Below are 24165 nucleotides of genomic sequence, written 5' to 3'. Positions count from 1 at the left end.
AAAATAACGCCCGCAAAAACGGGCGTTATCCATGTTTTTATTTCCTCTCTGTAATCGCTTTAAGTAATACCTTACCCACATCCTGAATATTTGGTTGCGTCACAATAGAACCGTGGTCTCCTTTAATCGGGATAATAGTCAGTCGTTCATTGGGTACAATTTTATCCCATCCAAGAGTTGTATTTCCCTGAGCCGCTTCTTCGGTTGCTCTGAATAGAGTAACGTCTATGGCTGCCGGAGATGGTGTATAGCTGTAGGCTGCAACAGCGATATTGTGGCGTAATTGCAGCAGATCGTTGATATTCTCAAGCGTGATTTGTGGTGGTAGCAAATTGTTCTGTTCTGCAAAGGTCAGCATTGCCTGGTAATCACGATTTTTAGCCAATCTATACAGTTCATCACTGAAATGCTCCGGAATGCCTTCTGGCAGTAACTCAAGCAATGTGGTGCTTTTCTCAAATGGTATTCCGGCTTGCTGTTCTTCTGGAGTGAAGAATTCCAGATAGTTGGAGGCGGAATCCAGTAATCCGACAAAGTTGACTGTCTCACCATCGGTGACCAGTTGGCACGCTATTTCATAAGCAATAGTTCCGCCTGATGACCATCCTGCCAGATAATAAGGACCATGAGCCTGTACCTGACGGATACATTCAATATATGTTTGAGCCATTTTGTTAACGGTGAGTTGTGCATCTTCTTCTGCGTAGGAGTCACTGGTCGCGAGTCCATAAATTGATAGTTCACTATCTTCAACTTCAATATAAGGGGCAAGATCGTAAGCATAGTGAATATCCCCATCTACCGCATGGACAAGAAACAGTGCGATGTCACCATTGCCTTTACGGATGGTCACCAGATTTTCTTGTTGAGAAAGCGCAGCGTCTGACTGCATAAAAGCAGCCAGTTCACTGATAGTCGGATGGACAAGCAAATCACGTATCCCGATATCTTTGCCTAATACTTGTTGCAGACGAACAGCAACTTGCAAAGTTAACAGGGAATGACCCCCAAGCTCCAGGAAGTGATCATGTCGTCCTACACGTTCCAGCCTGAGTACGTCCTGCCATATTTCAGCAATGATCTCCTCCGTTTTACCGACAGGAGCTTCATAATCACGGCTGATAACAGCGGATTTATCCGGTATCGGTAATGCCCGACGATCTAATTTGCCGTTTGGTGTCAACGGGAATGTCTCCAGGATCACAAAAGCACTGGGAACCATATAACTGGCTAAATTAGTGTGTAAGGCTTTGCGCAGATTTTCCAGATCTACCGTTGTTTCTGGTTGTGGTACTACATAGGCCACCAAACGTTTATCATTGGGAATATCTTCCCGTACTATAACAATTGCGTCTTTGATACCAGGATAGGCGAATAATCTGGCTTCAATTTCCCCCAGTTCGATACGGAATCCGCGGATCTTAACCTGAAAATCGTTGCGTCCGAGATACTCAATCGTACCGTCCGGCAACCAACATCCTAAATCACCTGTTTTATACATTTTTGCATCGTCTGGCTGGCTGAATGGATCAGGAATAAAGCGTTCCCCTGTGAGTTCAGGATGATTGAGATAACCGCGGGCAACGCCTGCGCCGCCAATATGGATTTCACCGGCAACACCAAGAGGAACAGGTCGCCCCTGTATATCCAAAATATAAATGCGGGTATTGGTTAATGGATAACCAATAGGCAGGGTTGCCGCAGTATAAGCAGCATGACCATCTACTTTTAATACCGTGGCGATGACAGTCGTTTCCGTTGGCCCATAGGAGTTGATCCAGCGGCAGGATTGAGTTTCAGGCAGTGATTTCCAGAGCTTGAGATGGTGAAGCTCCGCTTTTTCTCCCCCAACAATAACCAGACGCAAAGAAGGGCTGAAACCGCACCTTCCTGCGGCTAATTCTTGTACCCATTGATGCCAGAAGGCGGTGGGGAGGTCAGTAACGGTAATTTGTTGTTCCCGTAAGAAGCGGGCAAAGTTGCCATCCGGTACACGAAGATCAGTCGGTCGCAGGATTAAAGTCGCACCCGTCGCCAATGTGGCAAAAATATCGGATACAGTGGTGTCAAAAGCAACAGACGTAAATTGCAGCACGCGATCAGCAGGTGTCAGTTCGTTGGTCTGGCGTTGGACATGAACAAAATTGACTACATTGCGATGTTCAATCATCACACCTTTCGGCTGGCCGGTCGAGCCGGAGGTATAGATGATATAGGCCAGATGGTGCGGAGCCAGCTCCAAAAAATGCGGTTCAGGGTTACGGGGAGAATATTGTGCTACGGAAGTTAAATAATCTTCCCCATCCATTAACCAAACCGGTACGTTAGTTGTCAGACGATGCTGTAGATGCTGCTGAGTCAGTAATAATTTCGGTTTGCAGTCTGTCAGAATATAGCTCAACCTTTCGGTCGGATAATCTGTGTCCAGTGGTACATAACCAGCACCCGCTTTCAGTATCCCGAACAGGCCGATGATCATCTCCAGACTGCGTTCAACACAAATCGCTACCCGATCATTCGGTTGTACACCCGCAGCAATCAGGGCATGGGCTAATTGGTTGGCACGTTGGTTCAATTCAGTGTAACTGAGTTGTTTCTCACCACTTATCAGGGCAATGGCATCAGGTGAAACAACGGCTTGTTGTTCGAATAACTGGTGGAGCAGGATATCTTGCGGATAAACAATCTCAGCACCGTTGAAATCTACCATTAACTGAACGTGTTCTTCTGGTGGCAAGATAGTTATTGTCTGAATATTCTGTTCCGGTGTGCTTTGCAGTGCAGTCACCAATCCTCTTAGTGCAGTCACCACATAGGCATTGATGCGAGCAGGGTCGATTTGCTGGTTACACTGAGCGGTCAGTTCAAATCCATCATCATAAGCATCAACATCCAGTGATAAAGGATAATTGCTGCGTGACTCTTTCGTGTTGAGTGTTTCAATACCTTCCCAGATTGATGAGAGATCCTGTTCATCTTCGTCAGATTCATCCGAGCTATGACGGAAATTAAGCAAGCTGTTAAATAACGGCAGAGAAGCGGGAATACCACTGCAACGCTGAGCAATCGCCAAAGGTGCTTGTTCATGTATCAGTAATGAACTGAGTTGTTTGTAAGTATCTTGTACTGTTTGTTGAACGTTGCGTTCCCGCAGAATAACCCGGACAGGCAACGTGTTGATAAACATTCCCAATATTCGCTCTGTCTCTTCTCCACTCTGTAATCTTCCTAGTAAAACTGTTCCGAAGACGACATCATCACGACCACTGCATTGTGCCAGTACCTGAGCCCAGGCGACATGGAACAAGACCGCAGTGCTGACACCTTGCTGGCGGGCACATTGCTGGACCATTTGAACCAGGTCATCATCCAACGTCAGAACATCTTCCACAATTTCATCGTTATTATTCTGAATATCGAGTAAATCAAATGGCAGGGTAGGTTCTTCTACATCACCTAGTAGTTGCTGGAAATAGCTCTGATGTTGTTCAAGGGGAACGTTTTTAGTCTGGGCAATAAAATTGCGATAGGGTAAAGGTGTTGGCAATTGCTCACTTTTTCCCTGTAACAAAGCATTGACTTCATTAAATACCAATTTCAGCGATAAATGGTCGCAGACTAAATGGTGATGTAGTAAGGATAACAGCCAATTGTCACTATGCGGATCTTTGGCGATGCTGGCGGACAATAACGGTGCTTTGGTGACATCCATACGTACCACGCCAGGATCGGTATAATCACGCAGTTGTTGTTCAGCATCAGTTTCAGATGACAATCCCAGCTCTGTGACAGGCATTGGTGCATGGCGATGAACCACTTGTACCGGCTCCGGCAGATTTTCCCAATACACGGCACTGCGCAGAATATCATGGCGGGCAATGACCTGTTGCACCGTCTGCAAAAATTCATCCAGACGTGCGCGGTTGTCGAAAGTCATCAACAGATTGTCCAGATAAGTATCACCGGTTGTTTCCAGCAAATGGTGGAACAGAATACCTTCCTGTAATGGCCCCAATGGATAGATATCCTGAATATTGGCGACACCACCAGAAACCTGATCCACAATCTGGTCAATGTTGTCTTGCGTCAGCGTGACCAATGGCAACATATCCGGTGTGATAGCCTGACAGTCGTCAAAGATAAGATTGGGGGGGACATCATAGGTAATGCAGTCTCCTGCTGCTGTTGCGGTCAAACGTTCCGCCATTGCCATCAATGAAGGAGAAGAGAAGACAGCACTGATTGCCAGAGTAAAACCGCGCTGACGCAACTGTTCAATCAGACTAACCACCAACAACGAATGACCACCCAATTCAAAGAAATTGTCATACCGTCCGACTTGCTCTAACCTCAACAAAGTTTGCCAGATAGCTGCTAAGAGTTGCTCAGTTTCCCCCTGAGGAGTCTGATATTCACGGCTGACAATTGCAGAGCGATCCGGTGCCGGCAGAGCCTGACGATCCAGTTTACCGTTCGGAGTCAGCGGGAAGGTGTCCAGAACCACAAAGGCGCTGGGCAGCATGTATTCCATCAGGCGAGTGCCAAGCTGTTCACGTAGTTGAACAATATCTAATGTCATTTCCGGTTGTGGTATCAGATATGCGACCAAACGTTTATCACCGTTTTCATCTTCACGCGCAATAACGATGGCATCTTTGATTCCATCACAGGCCGCCAGTTGAGCTTCAATTTCTCCCAGCTCAATACGGTATCCGCGGATCTTGACCTGAAAATCATTACGTTCCAGATATTCAATTGTTCCGTCCGGTAGCCAGCGGCCTAAGTCACCGGTTTTGTACATGCGGGCATTCGGTTGTTCACTGAAGGTATCCGGTACAAAACGTTCGGCGGTAAGATCGGGGCGATTCAGATAACCACGGGCCACACCGGCTCCACCGATGTGAATTTCACCGGCAACACCAAGAGGAACAGGTTGTCCGTCTTTATCCAGAATATAGATCCGGCTATTGGTGAGCGGGTAACCAATCGGCAGGGTTTCTGCCATGTAAGGTGAATGACTATCCAGCTTCAGGATGGTAGCAATAACCGTAGTTTCCGTCGGGCCGTAAGAGTTAATCCATTGGCATGAATGAGTTTCCGGCATGGATTGCCAAGTCATTAAATGGCGGAGTTCGGCTTTTTCACCGCCAACGATCACCAGACGCAGGTATGGGCTGGAACCACAGCGGCCTGCTGCCATCTCCTGTACCCATAAGTGCCAGAAGGCAGTCGGGAGATCGGAAACGGTGATTTGTTGTTCCCGCAGGAATTCGGTAAAGGTGATATCTGGAATGCGCAGATCCGCAGAGCGCAGAACTAATGTTGCACCAACCGCCAGCGTGGCAAAAATATCGGAGACGGTAGTGTCAAAGGCAACAGAAGTAAATTGCAGTACACGGTCAGATGATGTCAGTTCGTTAGTCTGGCATTGAACGTGAACAAAATTGACTACATTGTGATGTTCAATCATCACGCCTTTCGGTTGTCCGGTAGAGCCGGAGGTATAGATGATATAGGCCAGATGACGGGGTTCCAGCCCTAACTGATGTGGATCAGGGTTGTATGCCGGCTGTTGTGCCATCGCATCCAGATGGTTGTCACTGTCCAGTATCCAGGTTGGTATATCGGTTGATAAACGCGTTTGTAAATGCTGCTGGGTCAGTAACAGCTTAGGCTGGCTGTCTGACAGAATATAAGCCAATCGCACCACCGGATATTCGCAATCCAGTGGTACATAGCCCGCACCGGATTTTAATATTGCCAACATGGCAATCACCATATCCAGACTGCGTTCGACACAGAAAGCCACGCGGTCATCAGGCTGTACACCCGCTGAAATCAGTGCGTGCGCCAGTTGGTTGGCACGTTGGTTCAGTTCTGTATAACTGAGATGCTCTTCACCGCTAACCAGCGCAATGGCATCAGGTGAGAGAGATGCCTGTTGTTCAAATAGTTGTTGTAACAGCAGTATATCTTGTGGAGAGGCGACACTGGCACCATTGAAATCTACCAGTAACTGACGACGTTCGGCGGGTGGCAGAACAGGGATAGACTGAATATTTTGCTCAGGCGCATTTTGCAATGCGTTCACCAGCCCTCTTAATGCAACGTTCATATAGGCGTTAATGCGAGCAGGATCGATTTGCTGGCTACACTGAGCGGTCAATGAGAAGCCATCATCAAAATCATCCACATCCAGTGACAGGGGATAATTGCTGAGTTCTCCGGTGTCGAGAGTCTGTATCCCTTCCCAGGCAGGTGATATGTCTTGTTCGTTGTCACTCGGATTGTGACGGAAATTAAGCAGGCTGTTAAACAGTGGCAAAGAAGCCGGAATACTGCTGCAACGCTGGACAACAGCCAAAGGCGCCTGTTCATGTGCCAGCAACTTGCTGAGTTGCTGGTACGTTTCCTGTACCATTTGTTGAACTGAACGACCCTGTAGGGCAATGCGGACAGGTAATGTGTTGATGAACATTCCCAATATTCTTGCAGTGTCTTCTCCGCCTTGTAACCGTCCCAATAAAACAGTACCGAAGATCACATCATCCCGGCCGCTGCATTTCGCCAATACCTGTGCCCAGGCAACATGGAACAGAACCGCAGCACTGACACCTTGCTGGCGGGCACAATCCCGTATCGTTTTCGCCAAGTTACTGTCCAGTGTGAAAACAGACTCTGCAATCTGGTGGCGGTTGCCCTGTATATCGAGCAGGCCAAAGGGCAGAGTCGGTTCTTCTACATCTCCCAATAGCTGTTGGAAATAAGCCTGATGATTTTCCAACGGAACGTTTTTGGTCTGAGCGATAAAATTACGATAAGGCAGGGGCGCAGGCAAATCTTCACTCTGTCCCAGTAATAAGGTTTCAACTTCGTCGAATATCACTTCCAGTGACAAATGATCGCAAACCAGATGATGGTGCTGTAACGCCAGTAACCAACGCGGTTTTTGTGCAGTATGGTCTTGTGAAGAATGGTCTTGTGAAGGATGTTCTTGTGAAGGATGTTCTTGTGCAATGCTGGCGGACAGTAATGGCGCTCTTGTAATATCCATACGTGTCGAATGAGAGTCGGTATGGTGGCGCAGTTGTTGTTCCGCGCTGTCTTCCCCTGACAGTGTTAACTCTTGAACAGGAAGTGGTGCATGACGGTAAACCACCTGTACTGGCTCTGGCAAGTTATGCCATTGGACGGCACTTCGCAGGATATCATGACGATCGATAACTTTCTGCATAGCCAGCAGGAAAGTATCCAGACGTTGGCGGCTGTCAAAAGTCATGATGACGCTATCGAGATAAATATCGCCTTCGGTTTCCAGTAAATGCTGGAACAGAATTCCTTGCTGTAATGGGCCGAGTGGGTAGATATCCTGAATATTACTGACGCCACCTGTTACCTGGGCGGCTATCTGATCAATATTACCTTGTGACAGCGTGACTAATGGCAGCATGTCCGGTGTAATTGCCTGACAGTTATCTGGGATCAGGTTTGGTGGAATAACCGGACTGTTTGCCTCTGAACCGGCGTGCATCGTTAAATGGGTTGCCATCGCAGCCAATGTTGGAGCGGAAAAAACAGCACTGACATCAAGAGCACAATTGCGCTGACGTAGCTGTTCGATCAGGCTGACGACTAATAATGAATGGCCTCCTAGCTCAAAGAAATTGTCATGACGCCCAACTTGTTCCACTCCGAGCAATTCTTGCCAGACTGTTGCCAGTTGTTGTTCCGCTTCTCCTGCTGGAGCCTGATATTTCCGGCTGATGATAGCAGTACGATCGGGGGCTGGCAGTGCTTTGCGATCGATTTTTCCGTTAGGCGTTAACGGGAAGGCATCAAGAATGACATATGCACTCGGCAGCATATATTCCATCAATTGGGTGCTTAATTGTTCACGCAATTGGATGATATCCAGTGTTATTGCCGATTGTGTTATTGCAGAATGTGTTGTTGCAGAATGTGGCACCAGATACGCCACCAGACGTTTATTGCCGTTTTCATCTTCATGCGCGGTAACGACGACATCCTTGACACCATCACATTTAGCCAGTTGTGTTTCAATTTCTCCCAGTTCAATACGGAAGCCGCGGATCTTGACCTGGAAATCATTACGCTCCAGATATTCAATCGTGCCGTCCGGCAGCCAGCGGCCTAAATCCCCGGTTTTATACATCCGGGCATCAGGTTGTTCACTGAATGGATCAGTCACGAACCGCTCAGCGGTGAGGTCAGGGCGGTTTAGATACCCGCGCGCGACGCCTAAACCACCGATATAGATTTCACCCGCCACTCCGATGGGAACAGGTTGCCTCTGAGTATTGAGGATATAAATGCGGGTATTGGTGAGCGGGTATCCAATGGGGACGGTGCCCGTCAGACAAGGGGAGTGACTGCCCGGTTTCCATACTGTGGCAATCACAGTAGTTTCCGTTGGGCCGTAAGAGTTTATCCAGCGGCAGGATTGGGTTTCCGCTAACGATTGCCAGGTGTTGAAGTGACGGAGTTCTGCTTTTTCCCCGCCGACAATCACCAGACGTAAAAAGGAGCTGAAACCACAACGCCCTGCCGCCATTTCCTGCACCCACAGATGCCAGAAAGCGGTGGGTAAATCGGAAACGGTGATTGCTTGTTCCTGTAAGAATTGGCTGAAGTTTTTATCAGGGATGCGCAGATGGGCATCTCTCAGCACTAATGTTGCTCCGACGGCCAGAGTGGCAAAAATATCGGAGACAGTGGTATCAAAGGCGACAGAGGTAAATTGTAGTACCCGGTCAGCCGGTGTCAGCTCATTGATTTGACACTGGACATGAACAAAATTGACTACATTGCGGTGTTCAATCATCACACCTTTAGGCTGCCCGGTGGAACCGGAAGTATAGATAATATAGGCCAGATGGTGCGGCTCTAATCCCAGTTGTTGTGGTTCGGGATTGTGGTCGGGCTGTTGTGCCACATAATCCAGATAGTCATCATCATCCATGACCCAGACAGGCACTTCGGTAGTTAAGCGGCTCTGTAAATGATGTTGGGTCAGCAATAAATTAGGTTCACAATCTGACAGAATATAAGCCAGACGTTCAGTGGGGTATTCAGGATCTAATGGTACATAACCGGCCCCGGCTTTCAGGATGCCGAACAGGCCAATGATCATATCCGGCCCACGTCCGACACAAATCGCCACGCGGTCGTCCGGCTGCACACCAGCGGTAATCAGGGCATGAGCCAGTTGGTTAGCCTGCTGGTTCAGTTCGGCGTAGCTGAGTTGCTTTTTACCGCTAATTAACGCAATAGCATCAGGTGAATGCCCGGCCTGTTGCTCAAAGAACTGTTGGAGCAACATATCTTGTGGATAGCTGGCCTTTCTGGCATTGAAATCTGCCAGTAATTGGGTACGTTCATGTGGCATCAGCAGTGGAAGATCTGCCACGCGTTGTGAATCATCGCTAACCATAGCGCCCAGAAGAGTTTGCAGATAGCCCGCCATACGTTCCATGGTGGCCTGGTCAAACAGATCGCTGGCATATTCCAGTTCACCGATTAACCCATTTTCGGTGTCATGCAGTGATAATGAAAGATCGAAGTGTGAACTGTCTTCGGATAGATCCAGTTCACTGATAGTCAATTCTGGCAGCTCAAACTGCTGTTGTCCGGGAGTATTATCCAGTGACAGCATAACCTGAAAGATAGGACTATAACTCAGGCTGCGGGGTGGTTTTAATGCTTCAACTAATTGTTCAAATGGAAAATCCTGATGTTCAAAAGCCTGCAAAGTATGCGCTTTCACATGTGCCAGTAGTTCGCTGACAGTGGGATTATTCTGTAATTGAACCCGTAACGCTAAGGTATTGACAAAAAAGCCAATTAGAGGCTCCAGATCGCGATGTTTGCGATTAGCCACGGGAGTGCCTATCACCACATCATCTTGTCCACTGAGGCGGGAAAGTAATATTGACCATCCTGCCAGCAGGGTCATAAATAAAGTAGCACCATGACGTTGGGCGAAAGCCTTTAATTTTCCGGTCAAATCAGGTGACAACGTAACGACAGCCTCTCCTCCGGCATAGGTTTGCCGTGAAGGACGAGCCCTGTCAGTCGGAAGTGTCAAAAGCGTCGGGGCATCTTGTAGAGCGTTACGCCAATAATCCAGTTGTTTCTCCAGCTCTTTACCCTGTAATTTCTGCCGTTGCCAGAGAGTATAATCAGCATATTGGATTTTCAGTGGGGGTAATGGGTCAGGCATCCCGTGGCAGAAACTTTGATAAATGGTGGAAAATTCCTGCATTAACAGGTTGACTGACCAACCATCTGAAATAATGTGATGCTGAGTTAATAACAGGGTATGTTCATCTTCTGCAAGCTTAAATAATTGCCCCCGTATTAAGGGGCCGTTTTCAAAATCGAAAGGCTGGGTTGCTTCAAACTGCATGGCGTGCTGAATTGTCGCCTGCTGTTCCCCTTTGGTTAACTGGCTGAGATCTTCAGTCATTAAAGAAAAACCATAATCTGCATTATGAACGACTTGCAGGGCGGTTCCCTCCGCCCCAGTTTTTCCTTCAACCTTAACTTTATCTTCCGTCAATGTCGTCAACGTATGCGCAGCCGATGTTATCGTAGTACGCAGGATCTCATGACGGGCGACAATCCGATCCAGCGCGGCCTGTAAGGCCGGCTTGTTCAGATCACCTTGCAGATGAAGAGCGGTCGGAATGTGGTACGCTGTCAGCGCCGCCGGATCTAACTGTGCAAGGAACCATAGGCGCTGTTGCGCCCAGGATAGTGGTATTTCCTGCTGCGGATTTCTGGCAGGGATCTGATCTTTCCCTGCTGTCAGACTACTTTGAATGCGTTCTTTCAGTTTCTTCTGGAGTACTGCTTGCCTTAATTGATTCAGTGTTTGTTCATTTTTATTCATTGTTGACCTCCATTTGGTTGATCTCCATTTAGCATGGCAAGCAACTCTTCCTCGGATAGGTTTTCCAGCTCTTTTTGAATATCGTTAATATCCTGGTCAAAAAAGGTTTCTACTTGTTTTGATAGAATAAGTTCAGCAAGTTTGGATAGGATTGAATGACGGAAAATATCTGCAATTGAAATTTCCAGATGGAATTCTTCATGCAGTCGCGTTGATAATTGCATGATTGATAAAGAATTTCCTCCAAGTTCAAAGAAGTCATCATGACGACCAACCAACTCCAGTCCCAGCAGGGTTTGCCAGATAGCGGCCAGTTGTTGTTCTGCTTCTCCTTGTGGTGCTTCATACTCCCGCGTTGCAGTAGCAGAACGGTCAGGGGCAGGCAGAGATTTACGATCCAGTTTACCGTTCGGGTTCAGCGGGAAAGCATCCAGTACAATAAAGGCACTGGGGATCATGTAATCCAGCAGGTGATTGCTCAGTTGTTCGCGTAAGCTGGCGATTTCCAGAGTGGCATTAGGTTGTGGCACCAGATAAGCCACCAGACGTTTATCACCCGTTTCATCTTCACGAACCATGGCGATAGCATCTTTAACTCCCTCACAAGCCGCTAACTGAGTTTCGATTTCACCCAGCTCAATGCGGAATCCGCGGAGTTTGATCTGAAAATCGTTGCGTCCGAGGTATTCAATCGTACCGTCCGGCAGCCAGCGGCCTAAGTCACCGGTTTTATACATGCGGGCATTTGCCTGTTCAGCTGGTGACTCAGCAAATGGATCGGGCACAAAACGGTCAGCTGTGAGTTCTGGTTGATTCAGATAACCACGGGCCACACCGGCACCTGCAATATAGATTTCGCCGGAAACGCCCATCGGGACAGGCTCTCCCCGTGTATCAAGGATATAGATGCGAGTGTTGGCGAGAGGGTAGCCAATCGGTAACGTCTCTGCGGTATAGGCAGCAGAGCTATCCAGTTTCAGCACCGTAGCAATAACGGTGGTTTCAGTTGGGCCATAAGAGTTAATCCAACGGCATGAACGGGTTTCCGGCAGCGATTGCCAGGTCATAAAATGACGCAGTTCCGCTTTTTCCCCGCCGACAATCACCAGCCGTAGAGAAGGGCTGAAACCACAACGTCCTGCGGCCATCTCCTGTACCCACAGATGCCAGAACGCGGTAGGTAAATCAGTCACCGTGATTTTCTGTTGCTGTAAGAATCGGGCAAATGTGTTATCCGGTACACGCAGTTCGGATGGACGTAATACTAAAGTTGCACCAGCAGCGAGTGTCGCAAAGATATCCGATACAGTGGTGTCGAACGCAACGGAAGTAAATTGCAGTACCCGGTCCGCCGGGGTCAGTTCATTGGTCTGACGTTGGACATGAACAAAATTGACCACATTGCGGTGTTCAATCATCACCCCTTTCGGTTGTCCGGTAGAGCCGGAAGTATAGATGATATAGGCCAGATGATGGGGTTCCAGCCCTAACTGTTGAGGTTCTGGGTTGTGAGTGGGTTGCTGTGCCATCAGCTCTGTATGATGATGATTATCCAGGTTCCAGACAGGTACATCGGTTGATAAGCGAGTCTGTAAGTGTTGCTGAGTCAGTAATAACTTAGGTGCACAATCTGACAGAATGTAATTCAGGCGTTCAGTCGGGTAGTCTGTATCCAGTGGCACATAACCTGCACCGGCTTTTAAGATCCCGAACAAGCCAACCACCATATCCAAACCACGCTCGACACAAATCGCCACACGATCGTCAGGTTGTATCCCTGTTGCAATCAGTGCGTGAGCCAGTTGGTTGGTTCTCTGGTTCAGCTCTTCGTAAGTGAGTTGCTGTTCTTTACTAATTTGCTCTGTGCTAATTTGTGTGCCGTGAATCAGCGCGATGGCATCAGGTGTGAGCGCAACCTGCTGTTCAAATAGTTGCTGGAGCAACATATCCTGAGGACAGTCAACTTTGGCCTTGTTAAAGTCTGCCAGTAGCTGTGTACGTTCTGCTGGTGGCAGGATGGTGATGGATTGAATAGGCTGCTTTGGCATATTTTGTAATGCCGTCACCAGCGCTCTCAACGCCGTATCCATATAAGCGTTAATGCGGGTTGGGTTAACCTGACGGTTGCATTGAGCAGTTAACGCAAAGCCATTTTCAAAATCATCCACATCCAATGACAAGGGGTAATTACTGCGTTCTTCACTGCTGAACGCCTGAATGCCTTCCCAAACTGGTGAACTGGCCTGTTGATCGTGTCGTTGGCTATGACGGAAATTGAGCAGACTACTAAAGAGTGGCTGAGGTGCCTGAATACCACTGCAACGTTGGGCGATGGCTAACGGAGTTTGTTCATGTTCCAGTAATGCACTGAGTTGCTGGTAAGTTTCCTGGACCACCTGTTGCACAGTACGTTCCTGTAACATAATACGTACAGGCAGAGTATTGATGAACATACCGAGCACTTGAGTGGTATCTGTTCCTCGTTGAGAACGACCCAATAAGACGGTGCCGAAAACAACATCTTCCCGTCCGCTGCATTGTGCGAGAACCTGTGCCCATGCCACATGGAACAGAACAGCGGCACTGACCCCCTGCTGACGGGCACAGTCACGTATCTGATGAGCTAACTCATCATCCAAAGCAAATTCAGCTTCTTCTATCTTGCTGTTTTCATTTGAGTCGTCGTGTTCATCGTGATTACCTTGTACATCAAGTAAGTCAAAAGGCAGAGTGGGTTCATCCACATCACCCAAAAGCTGGTGGAAATAGGTTTGATGTTTTTCAATCGGCACCGAACGGATCTGGGCGATAAAGTTACGGTAAGGCAGTGAAGGCGGTAAATGGTCTTTTTGCCCAAGTAGTAACATTTCAACTTCATTGAAGATCATTTCTAGCGACAAATGATCACAAACCAGATGATGGTAGAGCAATGCCAAATGCCAACAGTCAGTTTGCGGATCTTTGACAATATTGGCGGATAATAATGGTGCTCTGGTGATATCCATCCGTATTGAGCGGGGATCTGTCGCATCACGCAGTTGCTGTACGGCGTCGATATTAGATGATAGCTCTGATTCGATGACTGGCAGAGGTGCATGGCGATAAACCACCTGCACAGGCTCCGGCAGGTTATCCCAATGAAATGCACTGCGTAGAATATCGTGACGGTCAATGACTTGTTGCAATGTCAGCAGGAAAGTATCCAGACGTGTCCGGCTGTCAAAACTCATCAGCAGATTGTCCAGATAAATATCGCCTTTTGTTTCCAGCAAGTGATGGAACAAAATTCCTTCCTGTAACGGCCCTACCGGGTAGATATCCTGAACATTGGTAACACCACCAGAAACATGAGTCACAATCTGGTCAATGTGATCCTGGGTCAGAGTAATTAACGGTAACATTTGCGGTGTGATGGATTGGCAATCGTCAGTAATGAGGTTAGGTGGTACATCATATGTAACAGTATCATCCAATGCAGTATCCATCAGGCGTGCTGCCATTGCCATCAATGTTGGAGAGGAGAAGACGGTACTGACTTCCAGAGTGAAACCCCGTTGGCGAAGTTCTTCGATTAAATTGACAACCAGCAACGAATGCCCGCCTAATTCAAAGAAATTGTCGTGGCGTCCAATTTGCTCCAATCCCAGCAAGGTTTGCCAAACAGACGCTAATTGCTGTTCAGTTTCCCCCTGAGGAGCCTGATATTCCCGACTGATAATAGCGGAGCGGTCAGGAGCGGGCAGGGCTTTGCGATCCAGTTTGCCATTCGGGGTCACAGGGAAGGCATCTAAGATGACATAGGCACTGGGTAGCATGTACTCCATCAGGCGGGTACTCAGTTGTTCGCGCAACTGAATGATATCCAGTGTTGTTGCAGATTGTGTTGTTGCAGATTGTGGGATCAAATAGGCGACCAGCCGCTTATTACCGCTTTCATCTTCATGGGCGGTCACTACCGCATCTTTGATGCCGTCACACTGCGCCAGTTGGGCTTCAATTTCCCCCGGTTCAATACGGAAACCGCGGATCTTGACCTGAAAATCATTGCGCTCCCGGTATTCAATCGTGCCGTCCGGCCGCCAGCGGCCTAAGTCGCCGGTTTTATACATCCGGGCTCCGGCCTGATCGCTGAACGGATCGGAGACAAAGCGTTCACCGGTCAGGTCAGGGCGGTTCAGATACCCGCGGGCCACGCCTGAGCCGCCGATATGGATTTCACCGGTCACCCCGACAGGCACCGGTTGCCCTTGTGCATCCAGAATATAAAGGCGGGAATTGGTCAGGGGGTAGCCGATGGGCACTGAGCCGGCCGGGCAAGTTGCCGGGGTGTCCGGTTGCCATACTGTGGCAATCACGGTGGTTTCCGTCGGGCCGTAGGAGTTGATCCAGCGGCAGGATGGGGTTTCCGCTAACGATTGCCAGGTGTCGAAATGGCGCAGCTCGGCTTTTTCCCCGCCGACAATCACCAGCCGTAAAGACGCACTGAAACCACAGCGGCCGGCCGCCATCTCCTGTACCCACAAATGCCAGAACGCGGTGGGTAAATCGCAGACGGTAATCGCCTGCGCTTGTAAGAACTGGCTGAAGGCTTTATCCGGGATACGCAGATGCGCCGGACGCAGTACTAATGTTGCCCCGACCGCCAGTGTGGCGAAAATATCGGAGACGGTGGTATCAAAGGCCACCGAGGTAAATTGCAGTACCCGGTCCGCCGGGGTCAGTTCATTGGTCTGACGCTGGACATGGACAAAATTAACCACATTGCGGTGTTCAATCATCACCCCTTTGGGCTGCCCGGTAGAGCCGGAGGTGTAGATGATATAAGCCAGATGGTGCGGGGCCAGCCCCAGTTGCTGGGGTGACGGGTTGTGACCGGGGTGTTGGGTCACCGTGCTCAGATAATCGCTGTTATCCATGACCCAGACCGGCACCTCAGTGGTGAGGCGGGGTTGTAACTGTTGCTGGGTCAAGAGTAGTTTCGGTTCACAGTCGGACAGAATGTAATTCAGCCGCTCGGTCGGGTAATCCGGATCTAACGGCACATAACCGGCCCCGGCTTTCAGGATACCGAACAGGCCAACGATCATATCAAAGCCGCGCCCGACACAAATGGCGACACGGTCATCCGGCTGTACGCCGGCTGCTATCAGGGCATGGGCCAGCTGGTTGGCCTGCCGGTTCAGTTCGGCATAAGAGAGTTGCTGCTCGCCATACACCAGTGCGGTCGCCGCCGGGGAGTTTGCCACTTGCTGTTCGAAAAGTTGTTGCAGCAGCAGATCTGGCGGGTAACTGACGGCGGGGGCATTAAATGCGGTCAGTAGCTGGGTACGCTCAGACGGCGTTAAGAGCGGCAGATCGGCCACCGGCTGGCTATCATCAGCCACCATCGCAGCCAGCAGGGTTTGCAGATACCCCGCCATACGTTCAACCGTGGCATGATCAAACAGATCACTGGCGTATTCTAAATCACCGATTAACCCGTTTTCGGTGTCATTGAGTGACAGCGACAAATCAAACTGGGTGGTTTTTCTGTCTAACGTCAGTTCACTGAGCGTTAATTCCGGCAGATCAAAACGCTGTTGATTGGATGTATTATCCAGATCCATCATCACCTGAAATATCGGGCTGTGACTCAGGCTGCGTGGCGGTTGTAATGCCTCCACCAGCTGCTCAAAAGGCAAATCCTGATGGGCGTAGGCATCCAGTGCATGGGCTTTAACACGGGCCAATAACTGTTTGATGGTAGGGTTATCCTCCAGCCGGACTCTTAAGGCCAGCGTATTGGCGAAGAAACCTATCAACGGCTCTAACTCACTGTACTGGCGGTTGGCAACCGGCGTGCCGATAACCACTTCGGGTTGTCCGCTGAGCCGTGACAGTAAAACCGCCCAGCCGGCCAGCAGGGTCATAAACAGGGTGGTGCCATGACGCTGGCTCAGGGTGTGTAAACCGGTGCTGAGTGCAGGGGACAGGGTAAAGCGTACCAGATCTCCCCGATAGCTTTGTTCCGGCGGACGGATGCGGTCAGTGGGCAGTTCCAGCAAGATCGGCGTATTCTGTAGTGTATTGCGCCAGTAATTCACCTGCTGATCCAGTCTGTCTCCCTGCAACCATTGGCGCTGCCACAGGGCGTAGTCAGCGTACTGGATGGGCAGCGGTGGCAGCGGATCTGGCTGTTGTTGGCAGAAGGCCTGATAAAGGGCAGAAAGTTCTTTAGTCAGAATATTCAGTGACCAGCCGTCAGAGATAATATGATGCTGGGTCACCAACAGAATATGGTGTTGATCCGCGAGTTTCAGCAATTGGGCGCGGACTAACGGCCCTTGCGCAAAATCAAAATCCTGCTGGGCTTCCGCCTGTGTTGCTGCTTCCAGTGCCATTTGCTGCTCTGCCGGGGATAACGGGCTGAGATCTTGGTATATCAGGGCAAAGCCCCGGTCAGCCTCACCGATAATCTGGCGCGTTTCCCCGTCGGTAACGGTGATCGTGGTACGCAGAATTTCATGACGGGCCACGATGCGATCCAGCGCTGCTTGCAGGGCGGCCCGATTTAAAGCGCCGTGCAGTTCTAAGCCACCGGCGATGTGATAGGCGGCCTGTGCGGCGCTGTCCAGTTGTGCCAGGAACCATAGCCGTTGCTGTGCCCAGGAAAGGGGTAACGGCTGCTGGCGGTCTGCGGGTAAGATCAGCGGCTGGACGGATTGGGCGGCATTTACCAGCGACGGGGCTAAATCGGCCAGCACCGGGTGAGTGAACAGATCTTGCAGTGTCACTTCCAGATTCAGCTTCTCCCGTAAACGGGCGGCAACCTGTACGGTCAATAACGAATGTCCCCCCAGTTCAAAGAAATTATCATGGCGTCCGATTTGTTCTACGCCCAATAAATCCTGCCAGATTTCAGCCAGTGTCTGTTCAATTTCACCCTGCGGTGCGGCATATTCACGGCGCACAAACGCAGCACTGTCTGGGGCGGGCAGGGCTTTGCGATCCAGTTTGCCATTCGGGGTCACAGGGAAGGCGTCTAAGATGACATAGGCGCCGGGCAGCATATATTCCATCAGACGGGTACTCAGCTGCTCACGCAGCTGCACCAGATCCAGCGTAATATCAGGTTGCGGCACCAGATAGGCGACCAGCCGCTTATTACCGCTTTCATCTTCATGGGCGGTCACTACCGCATCTTTGACGCCGTCACACTGCGCCAGTTGGGCTTCAATTTCCCCCGGTTCAATACGGAAACCGCGGATCTTGACCTGAAAATCATTGCGCTCCCGGTATTCAATCGTGCCGTCCGGCCGCCAGCGGCCTAAGTCGCCGGTTTTATACATCCGGGCTCCGGCCTGATCGCTGAACGGATCGGAGACAAAGCGTTCACCGGTCAGGTCAGGGCGGTTCAGATACCCGCGGGCCACGCCTGAGCCGCCGATATGGATTTCACCGGTCACCCCGACAGGCACCGGTTGCCCTTGTGCATCCAGAATATAAAGGCGGGAATTGGTCAGGGGGTAGCCGATGGGCACTGAGCCGGCTGGGCAAGTTGCCGGGGTGTCCGGTTGCCATACTGTGGCAATCACGGTGGTTTCCGTCGGGCCGTAGGAGTTAATCCAGCGGCAGGATGGGGTTTCCGCTAACGATTGCCAGGTGTCGAAATGGCGCAGCTCGGCTTTTTCCCCGCCGACAATCACCAGCCGTAAAGACGCACTGAAACCACAGCGGCCGGCCGCCATCTCCTGTACCCACAAATGCCAGAACGCAGTGGGTAAATCGCAGACGGTGATCGCCTGCGCTTGTAAGAACTGGCTAAAGGCTTTATCCGGGATACGCAGATGCGCCGGACGCAGTACTAACGTTGCCCCGACCGCCAGCGTGGCGAAAATATCGGAGACGGTGGTATCAAAGGCCACCGAGGTAAATTGCAGTACCCGGTCCGCCGGGGTCAGTTCATTGGTCTGACGCTGGACATGGACAAAATTAACCACATTGCGGTGTTCAATCATCACCCCTTTGGGCTGCCCGGTAGAGCCGGAGGTATAGATGATATAAGCCAGATGGTGCGGGGCCAGCCCCAGTTGCTGAGGTGACGGGTTGTGACCGGGGTGTTGGGTCACCGTGCTCAGGTAATCGCTGTGATCCATGACCCAGACCGGCACCTCAGTGGTGAGGCGGGGTTGGAACTGTTGCTGGGTTAAGAGTAGTTTCGGTTCACAGTCGGACAGAATGTAATTCAGCCGCTCAGTCGGGTAATCCGGATCTAACGGCACATAACCGGCTCCGGCTTTCAGGATACCGAACAGGCCAGCGATCATATCAAAGCCGCGCCCGACACAAATGGCGACACGGTCATCCGGTCGTACGCCGGCCGCTATCAGGGCATGGGCCAGCTGGTTGGCCTGCCGGTTCAGTTCGGCATAGGAGAGTTGCTGCTCGCCATACACCAGTGCGGTCGCCGCCGGTGAGGTCGCCACTTGCTGTTCGAAAAGTTGTTGCAGCAGCAGATCTGGCGGGTAACTGACGGCGGGGGCATTAAATGCGGTCAGTAGCTGGGTACGCTCAGGCGGCGTTAAGAGCGGCAGATCGGCCACCGGCTGGCTATCATCAGCCACCATCGCAGCCAGCAGGGTTTGCAGATACCCCGCCATACGTTCAACCGTGGCATGGTCAAACAGATCACTGGCGTATTCCAAATCACCGATTAACCCGTTTTCGGTGTCATTGAGTGACAGCGACAAATCAAACTGGGTGGTTTTTCTGTCTAACGGCAGTTCACTGAGCGTTAATTCCGGCAGAGTGGAGCGCTGTTGATTGGATGTATTATCCAGAACCATCATCACCTGAAATATCGGGCTGTGACTCAGGCTGCGTGGCGGTTGTAATGCCTCCACCAGCTGCTCAAAAGGCAAATCCTGATGGGCGTAGGCATCCAGTGCATGGGCTTTAACACGGGCCAATAACTGTTTGATGGTAGGGTTATCCTCCAGCCGGACTCTTAAGGCCAGCGTATTGGCGAAGAAACCTATCAACGGCTCTAACTCACTGTACTGGCGGTTGGCAACCGGCGTGCCGATAACCACTTCGGGTTGTCCGCTGATCCGTGACAGTAAAACCGCCCAGCCGGCCAGCAGGGTCATAAACAGGGTGGTGCCATGACGCTGGCTCAGGGTGTGTAAACCGGTGCTGAGTGCAGGGGACAGGGTAAAGCGTACCAGATCTCCCCGATAGCTTTGTTCCGGCGGACGGACGCGGTCAGTGGGCAGTTCCAGCAAGATCGGCGTATCCTGTAGTGTATTGCGCCAGTAATTCACCTGCTGGTTCAGTCTGTCTCCCTGCAACCATTGGCGCTGCCACAGGGCGTAGTCAGCGTACTGGATGGGCAGCGGTGGCAGCGGATCTGGCTGTTGTTGGCAGAAGGCCTGATAAAGGGCAGAAAGTTCTTTAGTCAGAATATTCAGTGACCAGCCGTCAGAGATAATATGATGCTGGGTCACCAACAGAATATGGTGTTGATCCGCGAGTTTCAGCAATTGGGCGCGGACTAACGGTCCTTGCGCAAAATCAAAATCCTGCTGGGCTTCCGCCTGTGTTGCCGCTTCCAGTGCCATTTGCTGCTCTGCCGGGGATAACGGGCTGAGATCTTGGTATATCAGGGCAAAGCCCCGGTCAGCCTCTCCGATAATCTGGCGCGTTTCCCCGTCGGTAACGGTGATCGTGGTACGCAGAATTTCATGACGGGCCACGATGCGATCCAGCGCTGCTTGCAGGGCGGCCCGATTTAAAGCGCCGTGCAGTTCCAAGCCACCGGCGATGTGATAGGCGGCCTGCGCGGCGCTGTCCAGTTGTGCCAGGAACCATAGCCGTTGCTGTGCCCAGGAAAGGGGTAACGGCTGCTGGCGGTCTGCGGGTAAGATCAGCGGCTGGACGGATTGGGCGGCATTTACCAGCGACGGGGCTAAATCGGCCAGCACCGGGTGAGTGAACAGATCTTGCAGTGTCACTTCCAGATTCAGCTTCTCCCGTAAACGGGCGGCAACCTGTACGGTCAATAACGAATGTCCCCCCAGTTCAAAGAAATTATCATGGCGTCCGATTTGTTCTACGCCCAATAAATCCTGCCAGATTTCAGCCAGTGTCTGTTCAATTTCACCCTGCGGTGCGGCATATTCACGGCGCACAAACGCAGCACTGTCTGGGGCGGGCAGGGCTTTGCGATCCAGTTTGCCATTCGGGGTCACAGGGAAGGCGTCTAAGATGACATAGGCGCCGGGCAGCATATATTCCATCAGGCGGGTACTCAGCTGCTCACGCAGTTGCACCAGATCCAGCGTAATATCAGGTTGCGGCACCAGATAGGCGACCAGCCGCTTATTACCGCTTTCATCTTCATGGGCGGTCACCACCGCATCTTTGACGCCGTCACACTGCGCCAGTTGGGCTTCAATTTCCCCCGGTTCAATACGGAAACCGCGGATCTTGACCTGAAAATCATTGCGCTCCCGGTATTCAATCGTGCCGTCCGGCCGCCAGCGGCCTAAGTCGCCGGTTTTATACATCCGGGCTCCGGCCTGATCGCTGAACGGATCGGAGACAAAGCGTTCACCGGTCAGGTCAGGGCGGTTCAGATACCCGCGGGCCACGCCTGAGCCGCCGATATGGATTTCACCGGTCACCCCGACAGGCACCGGTTGCCCTTGTGCATCCAGAATATAAAGGCGGGAATTGGTCAGGGGGTAGCCGATGGGCACTGAGCCGGCCGGGCAAGTTGCCGGGGTGTCCGGTTGCCATACTGTGGCAATCACGGTGGTTTCCGTCGGGCCGTAGGAGTTGATCCAGCGGCAGGATGGGGTTTCCGCTAACGATTGCCAGGTGTCGAAATGGCGCAGCTCGGCTTTTTCCCCGCCGACAATCACCAGCCGTAAAGACGTACTGAAACCACAGCGGCCGGCCGCCATCTCCTGTACCCACAAATGCCAGAACGCGGTGGGTAAATCGCAGACGGTGATCGCCTGCGCTTGTAAGAACTGGCTAAAGGCTTTATCCGGGATACGCAGATGCGCCGGGCGCAGTACTAACGTTGCCCCGACCGCCAGTGTGGCGAAAATATCGGAGACGGTGGTATCAAAGGCCACCGAGGTAAATTGCAGTACCCGGTCCGCCGGGGTCAGTTCATTGGTCTGACGCTGGACATGGACAAAATTAACCACATTGCGGTGTTCAATCATCACCCCTTTGGGCTGCCCGGTAGAGCCGGAGGTGTAGATGATATAAGCCAGATGGTGCGGGGCCAGCCCCAGTTGCTGGGGTGACGGGTTGTGACCGGGGTGTTGGGTCACCGTGCTCAGGTAATCACTGTGATCCATGACCCAGACCGGCACCTCAGTGGTGAGGCGGGGTTGTAACTGTTGCTGGGTCAAGAGTAGTTTCGGTTCACAGTCGGACAGAATGTAATTCAGCCGCTCGGTCGGGTAATCCGGATCTAACGGCACATAACCGGCCCCGGCTTTCAGGATACCGAACAGGCCAACGATCATATCAAAGCCGCGCCCGACACAAATGGCGACACGGTCATCCGGCTGTACGCCGGCTGCTATCAGGGCATGGGCCAGCTGGTTGGCCTGCCGGTTCAGTTCGGCATAAGAGAGTTGCTGCTCACCATACACCAGCGCGGTCGCCGCCGGTGAGGTCGCCACTTGCTGTTCGAAAAGTTGTTGCAGCAGCAGATCTGGCGGGTAACTGACGGCGGGGGCATTAAATGCGGTCAGTAGCTGGGTACGCTCAGGCGGCGTTAAGAGCGGCAGATCGGCCACCGGCTGGCTATCATCAGCCACCATCGCAGCCAGCAGGGTTTGCAGATACCCCGCCATACGTTCAACCGTGGCATGATCAAACAGATCACTGGCGTATTCTAAATCACCGATTAACCCGTTTTCGGTGTCATTGAGTGACAGAGTCAAATCAAAGTAAGCGCTTTCTCTGACCAGAGGAAGTTCACTCAGTTTTAGTTCTGCTAACTCAAAATTCTTTTGTTCTGATTTATTATCGAGAGTCAGCATAACCTGGAAAATAGGACTATGGCTTAAACTGCGGGTTGGTCGCAGAGCTTCGACCAATTGTTCAAATGGTAAATTCTGATGCTCATAAGCGCTTAACGCACAGTTTTTCACCTGAGCCAGCAATGCGCTGACATTTGGGTTGTCACCTAATTGAATGCGTAATGCCAGTGTATTGGCAAAGAAACCGATCAAAGGTTCCAGCTCATGCTGTGGACGGTTGGCAATCGGCGTTCCTATCACCAGATCGGATTGTCCACTGACGCGGGAAAGCAGCACTGCCCAACCTGCCATCAACGTCATAAATAAAGTTGTGCCATGACGTTGGCTGAGGTTTTTTAATCCCGCACTTAATTCTGGTGAAAATGCCAGATCGACGCGGTTACCTCTGTAACTCTGTTGTATCGGACGAGGTTTGTCGGTGGGTAATTCGAGCAATTCAGGCGCACCCTGTAAACGATTGCGCCAGTAATTTAGTTGAGTTTCCAGTACATCGCCCTGTAGCCACTGTTGTTGCCAGAGAACATAGTCAGCATACTGGAGCATCAATTCAGGTAATGGGTCGGGTTGCCCCTGACTGAAAGCTTGATAAAGAGCAGAAAGTTCACGTATCAATATTTTGACTGACCAGCCATCTGAAATAATGTGATGTTGGGTCAACAGCAGAACATGTTCGTCTTCTGCCAAACGGAGCAAATGCCCTCTGAGTAATGGCCCACAGGTAAAATCGAAAGGCTTGACAGCTTCAAGGTGGGCGCGCTCTTCAACTGTTGTTTGTTGTTCTGGTTCTGGTAAATGGCTGATATCTTCAGTCGTCAAAGCAAAACCACTGTTGGCATCTCCGATAACTTGCCGGGCAGTGCCTTCAATGGCTACAAAAGTTGTCCGCAGGCTCTCATGACGGGCAACAATCCGATCCAAAGCCGCTTGCAGCGCATTCAGGTTAAGCTGACCTTGTAGATGTAGCCCTACTGACATGTGATACGCCGTCTGGGCTGCGGGATCTAATTGGGTCAGAAACCACAGGCGTTGTTGTGTCCAGGATAATGGCACATCGCCGTTGCGGGTTTGGGGGCGAATTTCTGCTTTTTGTGTATGTTGACGAGATAGCTTGGCGGCTTTGGCTAACTCAAGTAGTCTTTTCCGTTCAGCTAATGGTAAAGATGTTAATTCATTATTATTCATGTTTAAGTACCATTTGAGAGCCAG

Annotated in this window: 2 protein-coding genes; both read right to left on the bottom strand. The window is 51.0% G+C overall.

Annotation, left to right across the window (positions count from 1 at the left end; all coding sequences use genetic code 11):
* Window positions 1–37: 37 nt before the first annotated feature.
* Complete coding sequence (locus HGO23_RS10960; protein ID WP_209026632.1) at window positions 38–10912, bottom strand: non-ribosomal peptide synthetase; 10875 nt, start codon at window positions 10910–10912, stop codon at window positions 38–40.
* Window positions 10909–24141, bottom strand: a complete 13233-nt coding sequence (locus HGO23_RS10955; protein ID WP_209026631.1) for a non-ribosomal peptide synthetase — start codon at window positions 24139–24141, stop codon at window positions 10909–10911. Before HGO23_RS10955 ends, HGO23_RS10960 begins: the two co-directional genes overlap by 4 nt.
* Window positions 24142–24165: the final 24 nt, after the last annotated feature.

It is taken from the genome of Xenorhabdus budapestensis (genome assembly GCF_017743015.1).
In the GTDB taxonomy this organism is placed as follows: domain Bacteria; phylum Pseudomonadota; class Gammaproteobacteria; order Enterobacterales; family Enterobacteriaceae; genus Xenorhabdus; species Xenorhabdus budapestensis.
This window is presented reverse-complemented; position numbering and strand designations above follow the sequence as displayed.

What these genes read in the sequence shown, in the direction of transcription:
- HGO23_RS10955 (WP_209026631.1), bottom strand. Translation starts at nt 24,141, where the DNA reads ATGAATAATAATGAATTAACATCTTTACCATTAGCTGAACGGAAAAGA.
- HGO23_RS10960 (WP_209026632.1), bottom strand. Translation starts at nt 10,912, where the DNA reads ATGAATAAAAATGAACAAACACTGAATCAATTAAGGCAAGCAGTACTC.